At 70.5% G+C, this 18,094-nt stretch carries 20 protein-coding genes; 11 read left to right on the forward strand and 9 right to left on the reverse strand.

Translation table 11 applies throughout. The features are described from left to right. Positions 1–18 precede the first annotated feature (18 nt). The 4 genes from pstA to NQV15_RS02310 all read right to left on the reverse strand — a co-directional run bounded on the left by pstA (position 19) and on the right by NQV15_RS02310 (position 4,264). The gene (pstA, locus tag NQV15_RS02295; RefSeq protein ID WP_232397989.1) at positions 19–1,095 is read right to left on the reverse strand and encodes a phosphate ABC transporter permease PstA; all 1,077 of its coding nucleotides are present in this window, start codon (positions 1,093–1,095) and stop codon (positions 19–21) included. Next, a complete protein-coding gene (pstC, locus tag NQV15_RS02300) occupies positions 1,095–2,042 on the reverse strand; it encodes a phosphate ABC transporter permease subunit PstC (RefSeq protein ID WP_232397990.1) in 948 nt (315 codons plus the stop codon). The genes pstA and pstC overlap by 1 nt, the downstream gene beginning before the upstream one ends. A gap of 107 nt (positions 2,043–2,149) precedes the next feature. Beyond that, a complete protein-coding gene (gene pstS, locus NQV15_RS02305; protein WP_232397991.1) occupies positions 2,150–3,253 on the reverse strand; it encodes a phosphate ABC transporter substrate-binding protein PstS in 1,104 nt (367 codons plus the stop codon). Between the two features lie 126 nt (positions 3,254–3,379). Further along, positions 3,380–4,264, reverse strand: coding sequence for an NUDIX hydrolase (locus tag NQV15_RS02310; RefSeq protein WP_232397992.1), 885 nt, complete (start codon positions 4,262–4,264; stop codon positions 3,380–3,382). A 54-nt stretch (positions 4,265–4,318) separates the two neighbouring features. Between NQV15_RS02310 and NQV15_RS02315 the strand changes: the two genes are divergently transcribed. Further along, positions 4,319–5,395, forward strand: a complete 1,077-nt coding sequence (locus NQV15_RS02315; protein ID WP_232397993.1) for a hypothetical protein — start codon at positions 4,319–4,321, stop codon at positions 5,393–5,395. A 15-nt stretch (positions 5,396–5,410) separates the two neighbouring features. Here the strand turns inward: NQV15_RS02315 and NQV15_RS02320 are convergent, their stop codons facing one another. Continuing rightward, a complete protein-coding gene (locus NQV15_RS02320) occupies positions 5,411–7,537 on the reverse strand; it encodes an RNA degradosome polyphosphate kinase (protein WP_232398015.1) in 2,127 nt (708 codons plus the stop codon). A 93-nt stretch (positions 7,538–7,630) separates the two neighbouring features. Here NQV15_RS02320 and NQV15_RS02325 point away from each other — a divergent pair, with 93 nt between their 5' ends. Next, positions 7,631–8,674 (forward strand): alpha/beta hydrolase, encoded by a 1,044-nt coding sequence (locus tag NQV15_RS02325; RefSeq protein ID WP_232397994.1) that lies wholly within the window; start codon positions 7,631–7,633, stop codon positions 8,672–8,674. Between the two features lie 22 nt (positions 8,675–8,696). Here NQV15_RS02325 and mshD read toward each other — a convergent pair whose 3' ends face one another. From mshD to NQV15_RS02340, 3 genes are read right to left on the reverse strand one after another with little or no spacing between them, the layout of a single operon-like run. Then, on the reverse strand, positions 8,697–9,524 hold the full coding sequence (mshD, locus tag NQV15_RS02330) for a mycothiol synthase (protein WP_232397995.1): 828 nt from the start codon (positions 9,522–9,524) through the stop codon (positions 8,697–8,699). Next, positions 9,521–10,945 carry an acetyl-CoA carboxylase carboxyltransferase subunit alpha/beta gene (locus NQV15_RS02335; protein WP_232397996.1) on the reverse strand — a complete coding sequence of 475 codons (1,425 nt, stop codon included), beginning with the start codon at positions 10,943–10,945 and terminating at the stop codon, positions 9,521–9,523. Before NQV15_RS02335 ends, mshD begins: the two co-directional genes overlap by 4 nt. Positions 10,946–10,981: 36 nt before the next feature. Then, positions 10,982–11,695, reverse strand: coding sequence for a winged helix-turn-helix transcriptional regulator (locus tag NQV15_RS02340; RefSeq protein WP_232397997.1), 714 nt, complete (start codon positions 11,693–11,695; stop codon positions 10,982–10,984). Between the two features lie 105 nt (positions 11,696–11,800). Between NQV15_RS02340 and NQV15_RS02345 the strand changes: the two genes are divergently transcribed. The 6 genes from NQV15_RS02345 to NQV15_RS02370 all read left to right on the forward strand — a co-directional run bounded on the left by NQV15_RS02345 (position 11,801) and on the right by NQV15_RS02370 (position 15,302). Next, entirely contained in the window at positions 11,801–12,094 is a 294-nt protein-coding gene (locus NQV15_RS02345; protein WP_232397998.1) for a MoaD/ThiS family protein, read from the forward strand. A gap of 25 nt (positions 12,095–12,119) precedes the next feature. Then, positions 12,120–12,929 carry a hypothetical protein gene (locus NQV15_RS02350; RefSeq protein WP_232397999.1) on the forward strand — a complete coding sequence of 270 codons (810 nt, stop codon included), beginning with the start codon at positions 12,120–12,122 and terminating at the stop codon, positions 12,927–12,929. Positions 12,930–12,957: 28 nt separating this feature from the next. Next, entirely contained in the window at positions 12,958–13,377 is a 420-nt protein-coding gene (locus NQV15_RS02355) for a TlpA family protein disulfide reductase (RefSeq protein ID WP_232398000.1), read from the forward strand. A gap of 274 nt (positions 13,378–13,651) precedes the next feature. Beyond that, positions 13,652–14,092, forward strand: a complete 441-nt coding sequence (locus tag NQV15_RS02360) for a DUF4395 domain-containing protein (protein WP_232398001.1) — start codon at positions 13,652–13,654, stop codon at positions 14,090–14,092. A gap of 65 nt (positions 14,093–14,157) precedes the next feature. After that, positions 14,158–15,006, forward strand: coding sequence for a sulfurtransferase (locus NQV15_RS02365; protein ID WP_232398002.1), 849 nt, complete (start codon positions 14,158–14,160; stop codon positions 15,004–15,006). Then, complete coding sequence (locus NQV15_RS02370; protein ID WP_232398003.1) at positions 15,006–15,302, forward strand: DUF1416 domain-containing protein; 297 nt, start codon at positions 15,006–15,008, stop codon at positions 15,300–15,302. The genes NQV15_RS02365 and NQV15_RS02370 overlap by 1 nt, the downstream gene beginning before the upstream one ends. A gap of 213 nt (positions 15,303–15,515) precedes the next feature. Here the strand turns inward: NQV15_RS02370 and dtd are convergent, their stop codons facing one another. After that, positions 15,516–15,938 carry a D-aminoacyl-tRNA deacylase gene (gene dtd, locus NQV15_RS02375; protein ID WP_232398004.1) on the reverse strand — a complete coding sequence of 141 codons (423 nt, stop codon included), beginning with the start codon at positions 15,936–15,938 and terminating at the stop codon, positions 15,516–15,518. 36 nt (positions 15,939–15,974) lie between these two features. Between dtd and NQV15_RS02380 the strand changes: the two genes are divergently transcribed. From NQV15_RS02380 to NQV15_RS02390, 3 genes are read left to right on the forward strand one after another with little or no spacing between them, the layout of a single operon-like run. Beyond that, on the forward strand, positions 15,975–16,469 hold the full coding sequence (locus NQV15_RS02380; protein ID WP_232398005.1) for an FABP family protein: 495 nt from the start codon (positions 15,975–15,977) through the stop codon (positions 16,467–16,469). Then, a complete protein-coding gene (gene ygfZ, locus NQV15_RS02385) occupies positions 16,462–17,397 on the forward strand; it encodes a CAF17-like 4Fe-4S cluster assembly/insertion protein YgfZ (protein ID WP_232398006.1) in 936 nt (311 codons plus the stop codon). The genes NQV15_RS02380 and ygfZ overlap by 8 nt, the downstream gene beginning before the upstream one ends. After that, a complete protein-coding gene (locus NQV15_RS02390) occupies positions 17,397–17,951 on the forward strand; it encodes an arsenate reductase/protein-tyrosine-phosphatase family protein (protein WP_255669591.1) in 555 nt (184 codons plus the stop codon). Before ygfZ ends, NQV15_RS02390 begins: the two co-directional genes overlap by 1 nt. Positions 17,952–18,094: the final 143 nt, after the last annotated feature.

Genomic DNA, 18,094 nt, shown 5'->3' on the forward strand with positions numbered 1-18,094 from the left:
GCAGTCCTTCCGAGAGGCTTAACGCTCGCCCTTGGGCGAGAAGAAGTGGGAGACGAGGCGGGCGATCAGGTTCAGCAGCATCACGATCACCAGCAGGGTCAGGGCGGCGCCCCAGGCCCGGTCGATGCTGAACTCAGGCGGGATGCCGGGATTGCGGATCGACGTGTAGGCGAACACCGGCAGCGTCGCCATGCGGCCGTCGAAGAGGTTGAAGTTCATCGAGTCGGTCATGCCGGCGATGATCAGCAGCGGGGCGGTCTCGCCGATGACCCGGGCGATCGCGAGCGTGATGCCGGTGACGATGCCGGCCAGCGCGGTCGGCAGGACGACCTTGGCGACGGTGCGCCACTTCGGCACGCCCAGGGCGTAGGACGCCTCGCGCAGCTCGTTCGGCACCAGCTTGAGCATCTCCTCGGTCGACCGGACGACCACCGGGATCATCAGGACCGACAGCGCGACCGAGCCGCCGATGCCCATGCGGACCCCCTCGCCGAAGAACAGCACGAACAGCGCGTAGGCGAACAGGCCGGCCACGATCGACGGGATGCCCGTCATGACGTCGACCATGAAGCGGATCCAGCGCGACAGCCGGTTGCCGTCGGCGTACTCGACCAGGTAGATCGCCGCGAACAGGCCGATCGGGACGGAGATGACGGTGGCGGCTCCGGTGATCAGCAGCGTGCCGGTCAGGGCGTGGTAGATGCCACCGCCCTCGCCGACCACGTTGCGCATCGAGTACGTGAAGAACTGGGTCGACAGGACGGGCGCGCCCTTGCTGATGATCGTGATCAGGATGCTGAACAGCGGGAACATCGCCAGCACGAACGATGAGGTCACCAGGACGGTGACCAGCCGGTCGGTCGCCTTGCGGCGTCCCTCCACGGCAACGGACAACGCGGGCAGCGACAGGGTCAGCGCGAGCACGAGCAGGGCGGAGAGCACCAGGTTCAGGCCCGCCACCAGGTAGAGCACCGCCGCGATGGCCACGGCGCCGCCGATCACCGCGCGGGGGAGCCACGTGGGCAGCCGCTGGCCGTAGAGCTGCTGCTGGACGTCGAGGGGGCCGGGCTTGCGGGGGGTGAGAGTGGTCGTCATCAGTTGGCTCCGGAGAATTCCTTGCGGCGATCCACGATGGCCCGCGCAGCGAAGTTGACGAGGAAGGTGATCACGAACAGCACCAGGCCACTGGCGATCAGTGCGTTGACCGTCTTGCCGCTGGCCTCGCCGAACTTGAGGGCGATGTTGGCCGCGATCGTGCTGGGGTTGGTGCTGCTGATCAGGTTGGCGGTCACCGTGCCGACGCTGACCGACAGCACCATCGCGACGGCCAGCGTCTCGCCGAGCGCCCGCCCCAGCCCGAGCATCGCCGCCGAGACGATGCCGGAGCGGGCGTACGGGAAGATCGCCATCCGCGCCATCTCCCAGCGGGTCGCGCCGAGGGCCAGCGCCGCCTCCTCGTGCAGGCGTGGCGTCTGCAGGAAGATCTCGCGGCACATCGCGGTCATGATCGGCAGGATCATGACCGCCAGCACGATGGACGCCGTCAAGATGGTGCGGCCGGTGCTGGAGGCGGGGCCGGCGAAGAACGGGATGAAGCCCAGGTGCCGCTCGAGCCACTCGTAGACCGGCGCCAGCTTGGGCGCGAGGAAGCCGATGCCCCACAGGCCGTAGACGACGCTCGGCACGGCGGCCAGCAGGTCGATGAGGTAGCCGAGGACCTGGCCGAGCTGGCGGGGGGAGTAGTGCGAGATGAACAGCGCCACCCCGATCGCCACCGGGACGGCGATGATCAGGGCGATGGTGGCGGCGAGCAGGGTTCCGTAGACCAGCGGCCAGACGAAGGGCAGGAAGCTCTCGCCGCTCTTCACCTCGTCAGGGCTGGCAGTGATGCCCGGGATGCCTTCGATCGTCAGGAACGCGGCCACTCCGGCCAGGACGAGCAGGATGACGATGCCTGCGCTGGTCGACAACCCGGCGAAGATGCGGTCCCCGAGGCGGACGACGGTCGAACGCTTGCGACGGGGATCCAGCGTGCTGGTCACGAGCGGGGCCTTTCAGCGGTGGTTGGTTCGGTGTTCTCTCGGCGGTCCGTGACCGCCGATCGTCCCCGGGCCCGGAAGAGGTTCCTCCGAGCCCAGGGACTGGTGGGTCAAGCAGCCTTGATCGTCTTGACCGCGGCCTGGACCGTGCTGGCGAAGTCGCCCGACAGCGGTGCCGAGCCGGCGGCCTTCGCCGAGGCGTCCTGCCCCTCGGGACTGGTCACGTAGGTCAGCCATGCCTTGACCAGATCAGCCGTCTCGGCGTCGGGGTAGCTCTGGCACGCCATCTGGTAGGACGCGAGGACGATCGGGTAGACGCCCGCCGCCTCGGTGGTGCGGTCGATGTCGATGGCGATGTCGGTGGTGGCGCGCCCGGCGACAGGCTTGGCCGTCTCGAGCACCTTGGCGGCGGCCTCCGGCGTGGGGGCGACGAACTCGTCGCCGACCTTGACCTTGGCCATGCCGAGCTTGCCGGCTTGGCTCTCGTCGGCGTAGCCGACCGTGCCGTTGCCACCGCTCACGGCCGAGATGACGCCCGAGGTGCCCTCGGCGGCCTCGCCGCCCTTGACCGGCCAGGTCTGCGCCGGCTCGTCGGTCCAGACCTTCGGGGCTGCCTTGCTGAGGTAGTCGGTGAAGTTCTGCGTCGTGCCCGAGTCGTCCGAACGGTGCACGGGGGTGATCTTGGTGCTGGGCAGCTTGGCATCGGGGTTGTCGGCCTTGATCGCGGCGTCGTCCCACGTGGTGATCTTGCCGGCGAAGATGCCGGCGACCGTGTCGGGCGACAGGTTCAGGTCGTCGACTCCGTCGAGGTTGTAGACCACGGCGATCGGGCTGACGTACGTCGGCACCTCGACGACCTCGCTGTCGCAGCGCTTCTTGGCGCCGGCCAGCTCGTCGTCGGTCAGGTAGGCGTCCGAGCCGGCGAATGACACGCCACCGGCGATGAACTGCTCACGACCGCCACCGGAACCGACCGGGTCGTAGTTGACCGTGGCATCGGGGTTGGCGGTCTGGAACTGCTGCTTCCAGGCGGCGACGGCCGCCTCCTGGGCGCTCGAACCGGCACCGTTGAGCGTGCCCGAGACGCCGTCCCCGGCGGCGGCGGAGGTCTCGCCGGCCGAGGCGTCTTCGTTGCCGGCGCCGCAGGCGCTGAGGCCCAGCGCAAGAGCGAGCATTGCCGCGGGAGCGGCAATGCGCAGGTTTTTGCGGTTCACGGGGGTCCCTCTCTGGGATCTGTTGGTGCGTACTCCGTGAGGGTAGGCAGCCCAGGTGTATCGATCTCGGTCCGAGGGTGAACGCAGGGTGAACGGTGCCGAAACGGTCGTGATCGACCGCGGGGATCAGCCCAGCGTCTCGGTGGCGTGGACCGTCCCACCCCGGTGGTGCACGACGATGCCGTCACCCGGCGCGAGCTGCTGCAGCTCGACCCCGATCGCCTCCAGCACCCAGGGCAGGGTGGGGCGGTGCGTGCAGAGCACGACGGGCTTCTTGCGATCCCGGAGCGCGTCGATCGACCGCTGCACCTGCCCTGCGGTGGTCTCCTCGGAGAGCCGGTCGTCGATCTCCAGGAAGGTGCTGATCGAGTGCGCGTACGGCTCGACGGTCTGGGCGCACCGCACGGCAGGGCTGCTGACGACCCGGCGGATGCCGTACGCATCGAGCACCGGGACGAGCTGCTTGGCGCGGGCAGCGCCGGAGGAGGTGAGCGGACGCTCGAGGTCCTCGACGTCCGCCGACCGTGGCACCGCCTTGCCGTGCCGCAGGACGATCAGCGTGCGGGTGCGGTGGGCCTGGCGCTCGCACAGCTCGCGGAACTCATCGAGCAGCGCGATGTCGTGCTCGTAGGTCAGCAGTGCGCGGGCCTCCCCGACGCCGACCCAACGGATCTCGTCCACCTCCTTGTTGGGCACGAACGGCGTCTCCTCGTCCGCCCCGACGACCCGCGCGCACCAGTACGACACCTGCTTGGTGCCGCCGCTGACCGGATAGGTGATCAGCTGCAGCGGATGTCCCAGCCGCACCCGGACGCCGGCCTCCTCGCCGATCTCGCGCACCGCCGTCTGCTGCAGAGTCTCGCCCGGATCGGTCTTCCCCTTCGGGAAGGTCCAGTCGTCGTAGGACGGCCGGTGGACGACGAGGACCTCGATGCGGGGATCCGGTCTGGCGCCCGGCCGCCTGCGCCACACGACCCCGCCGGCTGCCGGGATGATCCGTTCGGTTGCCATGGTGCGTATTGTCCCCCTGGGAAGTGAACATTCGATGCAGGAGGTGTTGACGCGGTGCGTCCTGGCCCGGTGGTGCGCCTCGCGCTGGTGCCGCTGCTCGCGATCGCCGTCGCCGTCGCGATCGGCACCTGGGCCTCGGCCCGTCAACCCGACCCACGCTCATCCCTGACGTCCGCGCTCGACTCGCTGCCCGAGGCGACGCTGGTCGCCGGGTTCACCGACTGGGCCGCCATCCGGTCCGACCTGGACCTCGGATCGGCCTCCACCGGCGCCGCCCGCACGAAGCTGGCCGAGCGGGGCGTCCTGCGCGACCTGACCACCCGCTCCGTGCTGGGTGGGCTCATCGCCGACATGCACGCGGCGTACGGATGGTCCGCGGCGGACCTGGAGTGGGAGACCTACGGCCAGGCGCCGGACGGTGCCGCGATGGTCGCCCGGTTCTCCGGCTCCGTCTCGATCGGCGACGTCGAGCGACGGCTGCGCTCGCTCGGCTACACGTCCCGCGACGGCGTCTGGACGCTCTCCGAGGTGCGGGCCACCGACGTCGGGCCGGAGCTGGCGGCCACGCTCGGCAACCTGGCGATCGACACGCGCCGCCGCCTGGTCGTCGCGGCGACCCGGGCGGATCATGTCCGCGACGTGCTGGAGGTCATCCGCGGGGACGAACCGTCCGCCTTGTCCGTACGCGCGCTGAACGACGTGGCCGCCAGCCTCGCGGGCTCCGACACCGTCCTGCTGCAGTCGGGTCCGTTCGCCTGTCGCTCGACGTCGCTGAGCCAGCTGGGGCCCGACGTGCTGGCCCAGGCGGACGCCGCCGTGGCGCGCGCCGGGGCACTCGTCGCCCCCACGTTCACCGGGCGGGGTCTGGTCGACGGGCGGGATGCGCAGAGCATCCGGTTCGCGGCCGCCTTCGGCTCCCCGGCGCAGGCCGCCGAGCAGCTGCGCGTCCGCACGGCACTGGCGACCGGCCCCTTCATCGGACGTTCGGGCCGGGTGGAGGACGCCCTGGACCTGCGCTCGGCGACGGTCGACGGCAGCGTTGCCGTCCTGCGCTTCGCGCTGGACCCCGACGAGGGGGCCTTCATGAGCGGTGAGGGACCGGCGCTGTTCGCGGGCTGCCCCAGAGGGTAGGGCGCCCCGCCGTCCTCAGGTCTGGCGGGACCGACGCGAGCGGGCGCGATCGATCAGCACCGACTGCAGATCGGAGCTGCCGACGTGCCGGGTCCACTCGCCATCGGCGTGCAGGTGCCACGACGTGGTGTCGGGATCGACCGAGCGCGCCAGGAGCGAGCCCAGCGACTCGGTGTGCTCGGGGTTCGGGACCCGGACGAGCACCTCGACCCGGCGGTCGAGATTGCGGTGCATCAGGTCGGCCGAGCCGATCCACGCCTCGGGCTCACCGCCACCCGCGAACCAGTACACCCGGCTGTGCTCGAGGAAGCGCCCCAGGATGCTGCGCACGCGGATGTTCTCGCTCAGGCCCGGCACGCCGGGACGCAGCGTGCAGATGCCGCGGATCACCAGGTCCACCTTGACACCGGCGCGCGAGGCCTCGTACAGCTTGTCGATCACGGTCTCGTCGACCAGCGAGTTGACCTTGATGCGGATGCCCGACGGGCGTCCGGCCCGGTGGTGCTCGATCTCGGCGTCGATGCGCGCCACGATGCCGTCGCGCAGTCCGGCCGGGGCCACCATGAGGCGCTGGTAGGAGAAGTCCTGGGCGAACCCCGACAGGTTGTTGAACAGATCGGTCAGGTCGTGGGTGATCGCCGGATCGGACGTCAGGAGCCCGAAGTCCTCGTAGAGCCGGGCGGTCTTGGGGTTGTAGTTGCCGGTACCGATGTGCGCGTAGCGGCGCAGGCCGTCCGCCTCGTCGCGCACGACGAGGGCCAGCTTGCAGTGCGTCTTGAGCCCGACGAGCCCGTACACGACGTGGCACCCGGCGCGTTCGAGCTTGCGGGCCCAGCGGATGTTGGCCTGCTCGTCGAAGCGGGCCTTGATCTCGACCAGCACGAGCACCTGCTTGCCGGCGCGCGCGGCGTCCACCAGCGAGTCGATGATGGGGGAGTCGCCAGACGTCCGGTACAGCGTCTGCTTGATCGCGAGGACGTGCGGGTCGGCGGCCGCCTGCTCGATGAACCGCTGGACGCTGGTCGCGAACGAGTCATAGGGATGGTGCACCAGCACGTCGCGCTTGCGCAGGGCGCTGAACAGATCGGCCGGCTTGGCCGTCTCGACCTCGGCCAGGTGCTGGTGGGTGCCGGGGATGAACGGCTCGTAGCGCAGCTCGGGGCGGTCCAGGTCGGCGATCTCGTTGAGGCTGCGCAGGTCGAGCGGGCCCTTCAGCCTCACGACCTCGTCGGCCTTCACCCCGAGCTCGGAGACCAGCAGGTCCAGGACGTCCGGGGTGATCGACTCCTCGACCTCCAGGCGCACCGGGGGGCCGAACTTGCGGCGCAGCAGCTCCTGCTCCAAGGCCTTGAGCAGGTTCTCCGCATCGTCCTCCTCGACCTCGAGGTCCTCGTTGCGGGTCACGCGGAAGGCGTGGTGCGCGATGACCTCCATGCCGGGGAACAGCAGGTCCAGGTGGGCGGCGATGACCTCCTCGAGCGGCACGAACCGTCCCCGGTCGGCCTCCATCCAGCGGTTGATGATGGGCGGCACCTTGACGCGGGCGAAGTGGTCCTTGCCGGTCGCCGGATTGCGCATCACGAGCGCCAGGTTCAGCGAGAGGCCCGAGATGTACGGGAAGGGGTGTGCCGGATCCACGGCCAGCGGGGTCAGGACGGGGAACACCCGGTCGCGGTAGAGCCCGCTGATGCGCTGCTGCTCCTCGGGGCGCAGGTCGTCCCAGTGCAGCAGCTCGATGCCCTCGGCGGCCAGCGCCGGCAGGAGATCGTCGTGATAGGTCGTGGCATGGCGCTCCATCAGCTCCTGGCTGGCGGCGAGGCTGAGCGACAAGACGTTGCGCGGGTTCAACCCGCTGGCGGACGGCAGCGCGACACCGGCGGCGATGCGGCGCTTGAGGCCGGCGATGCGCACCATGAAGAACTCGTCGAGGTTGCTGGCGAAGATGGCGGCGAACCGGACCCGCTCGAGCAGCGGGAGGGCGTCGTCCTGGACCAGCTCCAGCACCCGGGCGTTGAACGCGATCCACGACAGCTCGCGATCCAGGAACCGGTCGGCGGGAAGCGCGCCGCTCGCCGGGTCGAAGGGCGGGTCGACGTCGAACTCGTCGGGTGAGTCGGGGGCCTCGAGGTCGACGATCGCCATGTCATGTGTGTCCACCTGTCCAGAGTGCCAGACAAATGTGAACTCCGACTGAACGAACCGGTCCAGCGGTGCCGGGGGCGATAGCGTGTGCGCATGGCTCTCGTCCCCCAGCTGATCGGTGCCGCGCGCGGCGCTGCCGCCCGGTCACTGCTGCAGCTGCCCAGCCCCGTCATCGCCCGGCTGGCCGGCGCCCCGGTCGTGGTGGACGGGCGGACCCTCGATCCGGAGATGCAGCTGGTGCTGCGGCTGCAACGCCTGGACGGCCCTGCGGTCGAGGAGCTCTCGATCCGCCGGGGTCGTCGGGCCATCGTGGCGTCCTCCCGGGTGGCAGGTGGCAACCAGCCGATCGGTGCCGTCACGGACCGGACGATCGACGGACCGGCCGGTCCCCTGGGGTTGCGGTTCTACACCCCGCGGGGGCTGTCAGGACGATCGCCCGCGCTGCTGTTCCTGCACGGCGGTGGCTGGATCTACGGAGACCTGGAGAGCCACGACGCGCTGTGCCGTGTGCTGGCCGAGGAGGCGCAGGTCCGGGTCGTCGCGGTCGACTACCGGCTGGCGCCCGAGGCCCCGTTCCCGGCAGCGGTCGAGGACGCGCTGGCGGCGTGGGACTGGCTCGTCACGCACGCGGCCGGCCTCGGCATCGACCCCTCCCGCATCGCGGTCGGTGGTGACAGCGCGGGTGGAAACCTGGCGGCCGTCATCGCGCAGCAGACCGTCGCCGCCGGAGCAGCCTCGCCGGCCTTCCAGCTCTTGATCTACCCGGCGACCGACTTCGCCGAGAAGGCCCCGAGCCGCCACACCTATGCCGAGGGGTTCTTCCTGACACGGGCGTTCATGGATCTGGCCGAGGACAACTACCTGACCGGCGCCGAGGACCGGACCGATCCGCGACTCTCACCGCTGCACGGCGACGTGGCCGGTGTCGCGCCGGCCTATGTCGTGACGGCCGGGTTCGACCCGCTGCTCGACGAGGGCGCGGCCTACGCCGACAAGCTGCTGGACGCCGGGGTCCGGGTCGAGCAGGTCTGCGAGCCGGGTCTCATCCACGGCTTCGCGAACATGGTCGCCATGGGCAAGGTGGCGCCCAATGCCGTCCGTCGTGCCGCCGCCGCCCTCCAGCGCGGCCTCACCTGACCCGCCCCTTGGGCGGTGGGTCTCAGGGGGTCTTGTAGAGGGTGTCGATCTTCCAGTCCTGGAAGCCCAGGTTGCGGTAGACCTTCAGGGCCGGGGCGTTGTCGCCCTCGACGTACAGGTCGACGACCGGGATGCCGCGCTCGTACATGTGCCGCAGACCGCGCGCGGTCAGGGCCGTGCCGAGGCCGCCACCCTGCGCGTCGGGGTCGATACCGACGACATAGACCTCGCCGACGGGCCCCTCCTCGGGGGTGTCCTCGATCTTGGTCCAGTGGAACCCGATGACCCGCCCGTCGCGTTCTGCGACGAACAGCCCGTCCGGGTCGAACCAGTCCGATGCCATGCGGCGATCGAGATCGGCACGATCCATCGCACCCTGCTCGGGATGGTGCGCGAAGGCGCGCGCATTGACCCGCACGATCGCATCGGCGTCCTCGTCGCGATACGTCCGCAGCGTCACGCCCTCGATCGTCCGCTCAGGCGCCGGTGGCCCGTCGAACACGAGCCGCAGGACCAGCAGCTCCCGGCCCACGACCAGCCCGGCGGATGCCGCCAGGGCCTGCGCGGCCGGCAGGTTGCCGTGGGCCCAGAAGCGGTCCTCGCCGTCGGCGAGGAGCTCGTCCAGGATGCGGCGGCCGATGCCGGCGCGGCGCCGCTCGGGGTCGACGACGATCTCGACCGGCGCATCCCCGGTGGCGTACGCCGCCGCGACGATCGCGCCGTCGCGGTCGGACTGCTGGACGAGGACGCGGGCCCGGGCGCCGTCGCGCAGCGCGAACAGGGCGGCCTCGTTGAACGGGGCGACGCCATCGGCCCGGGTCGCTCGCTCGGCGAGCTCGAGGATGCTCATCGTGCCCTCAGCGCCACGAGCTGGGCGCCGACCTCGGCGGCGACGGCGCGAGCGAACGACTCCGGGGTGTCGCCGGGCGGCTCCGGCACGATGTGGTGCACCGTGCCGCTCTCGAACAGGTCGAGCGCCCCCACGCGTTGGGCCTCGGCCATCTGGGCGGCGTGCTCGAGATCGCCGTGGACGATCGCGCTGGCCCCCTCGGGCGGCAGCGGGGAGAGCCAGGCGTTCTCGGCCGCGATGACCACGTCGGCGGGCAGCAGCGCCAGCGCCCCACCGCCGCAGCCCTGCCCCAGCAGGACCGAGACGGTCGGCACCTTCATCGTGGACATCCAGCCGATGCAACGCGCGATCTCACCGGCGATGGCGCCCTGCTCGGCCTCCGGCGACAGCTCGGCGCCCGGGGTGTCGATGAACGAGACCAGGGGCAGCCGCAGCTCGTTGGCCAGCCGCATGCCGCGGCGCGCCTCGCGCAGCGCCGCCGGGCCCATCGGCTTGAACCGGGTCTGGGTCGTCCGGTCCTGGCCGATCACGACACAGGGCTGACCGTCCAGGCGCGCGAACGCCACGATCATGGCGCTGTCGCGCTCGCCCTTCTCGGTGCCCTGCAGGCGCACCGTCGCATCGCTGCCGTAGCGCAGCACCTCGCGGACGCCGGCGCGGCCGGGCGAGCGGGTGATCTGGATCGACTCCCAGGCCGTCCGCTCGCGGTGGACCTCGGCCGTGCGCAGCTCGCGGGTCCGCGGCGTCGGCGGGTCGACCAGCAGCCCCAGCGCCCGATCGACCAGCAGGGGCAGCTCATCGGGCAGGACGACGGCGTCGATGATGCCCCGGTCGGCCAGGTTGTCGGCGGTCTGGACGTTCGGGGGGAACGGCCGTCCCTCCATGATCTCGTAGACCTTGGGGCCCAGGAAGCCGATGAGGGCGCCGGGCTCGGCGATCGTGATGTGCGCGAGCGAGCCCCAGGAGGCGAAGACTCCGCCGGTCGTGGGGTGGCGCAGGTAGATGAGGTACGGCAGGCCCGCGGCGCGGTGGTCCATGATCGCGCGGGTGATGTCGACCATGTGCACGAAGGCCGGCGTGCCCTCCTGCATCCGGGTCCCGCCCGACGCCGTCGTGGCCAGCACCGGGATGCCCTCGGCGGTCGCGCGGCGCACCGCCGACACGATGCGCAGCGCCGCGGCGCGCCCGATGGATCCGGCCAGGAAACGGAACTCGTTGACCACGACCGCCACCGGCCTGCCGCGCATGAGGCCGCGTCCGGTCAGGACGGACTCGTCGGTCCCGGACCGCTCGGCGGCGGCGGCCAGCTCCTGCTGGTAGACCGGGTCCAGGCCCGTCCGATCGACGGGCTCGTCCCAGGACTCGAACGATCCCTCGTCCAGGACGAGATCCAGCAGACCCTGCGCGGTGAGATGAGCCATGCGCTCACTCTGTCAGGCCGTGGTGGCGCGCTCGGCTCAGGCCTGCGCGGCGGCGGGGTCGCGGGTCGGCTCGGTCTTGGTCGCCACGAAGCGGTAACCGACGTTGCGGACCGTCCCGATGAGGGTCTCGTTGTCGGTGCCGAGCTTGGCGCGCAGGCGCCGCACGTGGACGTCGACGGTGCGGGTGCCGCCGAAGTAGTCGTACCCCCACACCTCCTGCAGCAGCTGCTGGCGGGTGAACACCCGGCCGGGGTGCTGCGCGAGGAACTTCAGCAGCTCGAACTCCTTGAACGTGAGGTCGAGCGTGCGGTTCTCCAGCTTGGCCGTGTAGGTCGCATCGTCGACGACCAGGCCGCTGGAGGAGATGACGTGGCTCTCGGTGTCGCCGTCGCGCGAGGAGGAGATGCGGCCGATGCCCAGGCGCAGGCGGGCCTCGAGCTCGGCGGGCCCGGCGGTCGTGAGGATGACGTCGTCCATGCCCCAGTCGGATGCTGCGACAGCCAGGCCGCCCTCGGTGAGGATCAGGATGAGCGGGCACTCGACGCCGGTCGTGCGGATGACGCGGGTGAGACTGCGTACCTGCGCCAGGTCGTGGCGGCCGTCGACCAGGACCGCGTCGCACGGGGGAGCGTCCAGCAGGGCGCTGGCCTCGGCGGGAAGGATCTTGACGTGATGCGGAAGCAGCGCCAGGGCGGGCAGCACCTCGACCGAGGACTGGGTGCTCTTGGTGAGCAGGAGCAGATGGGACATCGGTGCTACCTCCGGGCTGCTATTCGTGCGGGGCACTGTGTGCAGATATGCAAAAAGGCCATGGTGAAACACCGTGGCCTCGTTGCATGCCCGAGAATACTTGATGTGTCCGATCAATTGCCACCAAGTGTCACGAATGAGAACGACGTCACAGTTCGGTACTGGGCGGCTGCGCGTGCGGCCGCCGGGATCGCCGAGGAACGGGTCGCCGCGGTCAACCTGGCCGATCTTCTCGACGAGATCAGCCGGCGCCACGGCCACCGTGACCGTTTCGACGACGTCATCGAGATCTGCTCGATCCTGGTCGGCGAGACCCCGGTGGGCGCCAAGGAGCCATCGCAGGTGGCTCTCCCGCCCGGGGTGAACGTCGAGTTCCTGCCACCGTTCGCGGGCGGTTGAGCCGGCGACTGGCATCATTCGTGAGGTGTCACGACTCGGATCCACGCTGCTGTCCCTCGCACTCGCCGGGGTCATCACCTTGGCGGCGTACGCCGATCCGGTTCTCGTCGGTGTCGCGGTGGTGCTCGTCCAGGTCCTCGTCGCGGTCTCCCCGCCGCTGCTGACCCCGGCCGGCACGGTCGTGCCGTCGCCGCGTTTCGTGCCGGCGGTCCTGGCCGGGGTCGTCGCGACCGTGCTGACCCTCGAGCCCGATCTGCTGGGCGGCGCGGACGGCACGTCGTCCGATGTGCTCGGTGCCTCCGACACCGGGATGCTGTCGGCGATCCTGCCGGCGGTCGCGGTCGCACTGTTCGCGGCGCTGATCGCGCAGATGCTGCGCAAGGACGGCCGCCAGCAGCTCGTGCAGTCGGTGTCGTACGCGGTGACGCTGGCGGTCGTCGCCGCGCTGGCCGCGGGATGGATCGGCACGGTGCAGTCGCTGGGCGATGCCGATGCCGTCGCCGTGGCCGCCGCCGGGCTGGGTGCCGGGCTGCTCGCGTGGATGCTGCCGATCGACCGCTGGGTGTGCATCGGCGTGTCGACCGTGGCTGGTGCTGGCGGTGGTGCCGCCGTCGCCGCGACGGTCGACTCGACCATGACGGTGTTCTTCGGCGTCGTGGTCGGCGCGGCCGCGGCGCTGTTCGCGATCCTCGGCCAGGCGGTGGCCCGCGTCATCGCGCGGGGCAACCTGCAGCCGGCAGCCCAGTGGGGATTCCCCGGAGCACTCGCGGTGGCCTTCGCCGCCCCGGCGGCGTACCTCGGCGGTCAGCTCCTGACGGTTCCGTCCCTGCGGTGATGGAGCAGCCCGCGCGTAGGCTGATCCGGTGACCGGCCTCCTCGTCCTGCTCGCCGCCCTCGTGGGCGCGGCCGCCGTCGCGGCCCTGATGCGCTGGAAGAACGGCCGCTTCTCGGCGTCCCCGCAGCCGGACGACCGCGAGCGGCTGACCGCGGAGCAGATCGGCGTGCCGCTCGGTGAGCGCGCGACGATGGTCCAGTTCTCCAGCGCCTTCTGCAGCCCGTGCCGGGCGACGCGGGTGCTGCTGGCCGATGTGGCCGCGAAGGTCCCGGGCGTGGTCACCGTCGAGATCGACGCCGAGGACAACCTGCAGCTCGTGCGCGACCTCGACATCATGCGGACCCCGACCGTCCTGGTGCTGGACGCCGACGGGGCGGTGACGACCCGGGCCTCGGGACTCCCGCGTCGTGAGCAGGTCCTGGCGGCGCTGGACCGGGCCGTCGGCTGACCTGACGTCCGCGCACGACGAGTTTTCGGTGTCAACCGGGCTCAGACGCCACCATGTGAGACGACTGTCCACATGATGGGATCAATGGGTGTGCCGACGACGACGTGCCCCTACGCTGGACCCATGTTCCGGACGACACACCTGACGCGCCGACGTGCAGTGGACAACTGCCGCACGCGCTCGTCGCTGTGTCGCGCACGCTGATCGATCGCCCCCATCAGCCCGGGCACGCCTGCCTTCGAACAGGTCGTGCCCACCCTCGCGCAGGAGCATCATGTCCCAGCCCACCCAGGTGGACCCACGCGGTCTTCGGGTCGTCGCGGCCATCACCGCCGTCGTCCTGGCCGCTGTGCTGCTGATCCCGTCCGAGACCGTGCGCACGATCCTGCTGGCCGTGCAGGTCGCGGTCTTCGCGGTCGCCGCCGGCATCGGGCTCGGGGTGTCGCCGTATGCGGTGCTGTACCAGCGGCTGGTGCGTCCGCGCATCGGTCCGCCGGTCGAGCTCGAGGACTCCCGGCCGCCGCGCTTCGCGCAGGTCGTCGGCCTCGTCTTCACCGGTGTCGCCCTGGTGGCGCTGCTCGCCGGCGCGACGACCGTGGCGCTGGTCGCGACGGGCTTCGCGCTCGTGGCCGCCCTGCTCAATGCGGTCGTCGGCCTGTGCCTGGGCTGCGAGCTGTACCTGGTGCTGCGCCGGCTCTCGCCGGCCGGCGCCTGAACCGTCCCTGAACCACTCGAAATCAACATTCCAACCAACGCCCAGCCGGGCACAACGGAGGTAATATGAGCCGCGATTCTGCGCTCGTCACTGCAGACTGGGTCGAGGAGCACCTGGGCGACCCGAAGGTCGTTCTCGTCGAGGTCGACGAGGACACCGAGGCGTACGACAAGGGCCACATCCCCGGCGCCGTGAAGCTGGACTGGAAGAAGGATCTCCAGGACGGCGTCCGTCACGACTTCGTCTCCAAGGACAAGCTCGAGGCGCTGCTGTCGGCCAAGGGCATCGGCAACGACGACACCGTGGTCTTCTACGGCGGCAACAACAACTGGTTCGCCGCCTACGCGTACTGGTACCTGAAGTACTACGGCCACGAGAACCTGCGTCTGCTCGACGGCGGCCGCAAGAAGTGGGAGCTCGACTCCCGCGAGCTGAGCACCGACGTGGTCGACCGCCCGGCCACGACGTACACGGCCAAGGACGCCGACACGTCGATCCGCGCCTACCGCGACGAGGTCATCGACGCCATCGGGACCAAGAACCTGATCGACGTCCGCAGCCCCGACGAGTTCGCCGGACGCCTCCTGGCCCCCGCGCACCTGCCGCAGGAGGCCGCCCAGATCGGCGGTCACATCCCCACCGCGGGCAACGTGCCGTGGAGCAAGGCCGCGAACGACGACGGCACGTTCCGCAGCGACGACGAGCTCAAGGCGCTGTACGCCGGTGCCGGCCTCGACGAGGGCAAGGACACCATCGCGTACTGCCGCATCGGCGAGCGCAGCTCGCACACGTGGTTCGTGCTCAAGGAGATCCTGGGCTACGACAACGTCAAGAACTACGACGGATCGTGGAGCGAGTACGGCTCGCTGCGCGGCGTGCCGGTCGCCCTGGGCGACGAGCCGGGTGTCGCCTGATGTGCGGCGCGGTCAAGGGTGGCCCCAGCCTCGAGGGTGTCGACGTGGCGAACCAGGCCGTCATCCAGGGCGTCGTCACGCGTGACGGCCAGCCGGTCGGCAATGCGTACGTGCGTCTGCTCGATCGCACGGGCGAGTTCACCGCCGAGGTCCCGACCTCGGCCACCGGACAGTTCCGCTTCTTCGCCGGACCCGGCGAGTGGACGCTGCGCACCCTCGCCCCGAAGGCGGTGTCGGTCGACAGCTCGGTGACGGCCGCCAAGGGCGTCGTCGCGGAGGTCGCGGTCGCGGTCTGACCGACAACGCCGGTTGAGCTTGTCGAAACGCCCGTTGAGCCTGTCGAAGCGGACGTTTCGACAAGCTCAACGGGCGAAGCGACGTTTCGACAAGCTCAACGGGCGTAGCGACGTTTCGACAAGCTCAACGGGCGAAGCGACGTTTCGACAAGCTCAACGGGCGAAGCGACGTTTCGACAGGCTCAACGGGCGTGGTGGCTCAACGGGCGTTTGTCACATCTCCAGCAGGAGGGTCGTGGGGCCGTCGTTGGTCAGCGTGATGGCCATGTCCGCGCCGAAGACGCCCTCGGCGACCGTGGCCCCCAGATCGCGCAGCGCCTGGCAGAAGTGGTCGTAGATCGGCTCGGCGACCGGCCCCGGCGCGGCGGCGGTCCACGACGGCCGGCGGCCCTTGCGGGCATCGCCGTAGAGGGTGAACTGGCTGACGACCAGGATGCCCGCCCCCAGGTCGGCGGCGGACTTCTCCTCGTCCATGATCCGCAGCGTCCAGATCTTCGCCGCCAGCCTGTCCGCGGTCTCGATCGTGTCGTCGTGGGTCACGCCCAGCAGCACCATGAGACCGGTCCCGATCTCGCCGACCGTGCGACCGTCTGTCTCGACGCTTGCCCGCGTGACCCGTTGCACCACCGCTCTCATGCCGCGAGCCTAGTGGCGAGCAGTAGGATCGAGACCATGCCGTTCGAGATCCCGTCCGACCTTCATCCCGATCTGATGCCGGTCGTGTGGTTGCTCGGCAACTGGCACGGCAACGGGCAGGGCGACTACCCGACGATCGATCCGTTCTCGTACGAGCAGGACGTCATCTTCGCCCACGACGGCCGGCCGTTCCTGCACTACTTCAGTCGCACCTGGATCACCGACGAGTCGGGCGAGCGCGTGCGCCCCGGCGCCCTCGAGACCGGCTTCCTGCGTCCGGCCGGAGACGGGCAGCTCGAGCTCGTGCTGGCACACCCCACCGGCTACGCCGAGGTCTGGTACGGGGAGGTCGAGGGGGCGCGCATCACGCTCGCGACCGATCTGGTGGCCCGCACCTCGACCGCCAAGGAGTACACCGCCGGTCACCGGATGTACGGGCTGGTCGACGGCGACCTGATGTACGCCTACGACATGGCCGCCGAGGGCCAGCAGATGCAGTCGCACCTGTGGGGACGGCTCAAGCGTGTCTGACAGCCCGTTGCTCGCCATTCACGGCGCCGTCGCCGGTGACGCCCCCGACAACGCGGTCGCCGCGCACTACGGCGCGATCACGGCGGAGCAGCGCCGGCTCGTGGCCGGTGGGACGTTCGTCGACCTGTCGCACCGCGATGTCGTCACGATCAGCGGACCGGACCGGCTGACCTGGCTGCACTCCTTGACGACGCAGTTCCTGGAGAACCTGGCACCCGCCGTTCCCACCGAGGTGCTGCTCCTGTCACCGCAGGGCCGGATCGAGCACGGCTTCTCCGGGATCGACGACGGTGAGACGTTCTGGGCGCACACCGAGCCCGGCGCCGGCGCCGCCCTGGTGGAGTTCCTGGACCGGATGAAGTTCTTCATGCAGGTCGACGTGCAGCTCGTGACCGACGAGTGGGCCGTCATCGGCCTGCCTGGCCTCACGTGGCGGATCGTCCCGCGGGTGTCCCTGCCCGAGCTGCCCGCGGAGCTGGGTGACCCCGTGGGCCTGTGGGCCTGGGAGGCCCTGCGCATCGAGGCGGGGATGGTGCGCATCGGGCTGGACACCGATGACAAGACGATCCCCAACGAGGTCGGTCTGCTCGGCGTCGCGGTGCACCTGGACAAGGGCTGCTACCGCGGTCAGGAGACGGTCGCGCGCGTCCACACCCTCGGACGTCCGCCGCGGCGGCTGGTCAGGCTGCTGCTGGACGGCTCGGTCGACCACCTGCCCCCGCACGGCGCTGACGTCACCCTGGACGGCGTCCGGGTGGGCTTCGTGGGCACCGCTGCCCGCCACCACGAGCTCGGCCCGATCGCACTGGCGATGGTCAAGCGCAACGTCGACGTCGGTGCCACCCTGTTGGCCGATGGCGTCGCTGCGGCCCAGGAGGTCCTGGTCGACCCCGAGGCCGGCCTGCACGTGCGACCGGTCCTGTCCTGATGAGCGACGGCGTGTTCTCGATCCTGGCGGTCTGCACCGCCAACATCTGTCGGTCGCCCCTCATGGAGATCCTGCTGCGTGCCCGGCTCGACGAGACCCGCTTCGAGGTGGCCAGCGCCGGCGTCCGCGGATGGGACCGCAAGCCGATGGACCCGGCCGCCGCCGCGGAGCTGACGAGGCTTGGCCACTCAGCCGACTCGTTCGAGTCGCACCCGATCAGCTCCCGGCTCGTCACCTCCGCCGATCTGGTCCTGACCGCGACGCGTGAGCACCGGTCGGCGGTCCTGGCGCTCACCCCGCAGGCGCTGCGCCGCAGCTTCACCCTGGTGGAGTTCGCCGAGCTCACCGACCTGGTCGACGCCCCAGACCCGCGCGCACTTGTCGCCGAGGCGGCCATGCGGCGCAGCCTCGCGCCGGCCGATGCCGACGTCAAGGACCCGTACCGTCGCGGTCCGGACGTCCACCGAGCGACAGCCGATCAGATCGACGCGGCCGTCACGCGGATCGCCGACCGGCTCAACGCCCTGGTGGCGACACCCCAGGACGCGCCCTAGTCGGTCCGGTTCGGCCCGGCCTGACGGGCAGTGAGTCCGGAAGCACGTCCTGCGGGTTTCTCGGATCGCGGGGTGGACCGATACCGTGGGTACTGCGCGTGTATTTGCCTGTCGACTGTGAGGTTGCACCGGTCCCGGCCGAT

Origin of the sequence: Aeromicrobium wangtongii (assembly GCF_024584515.1) — a bacterium.
Taxonomy (GTDB): domain Bacteria; phylum Actinomycetota; class Actinomycetes; order Propionibacteriales; family Nocardioidaceae; genus Aeromicrobium; species Aeromicrobium wangtongii.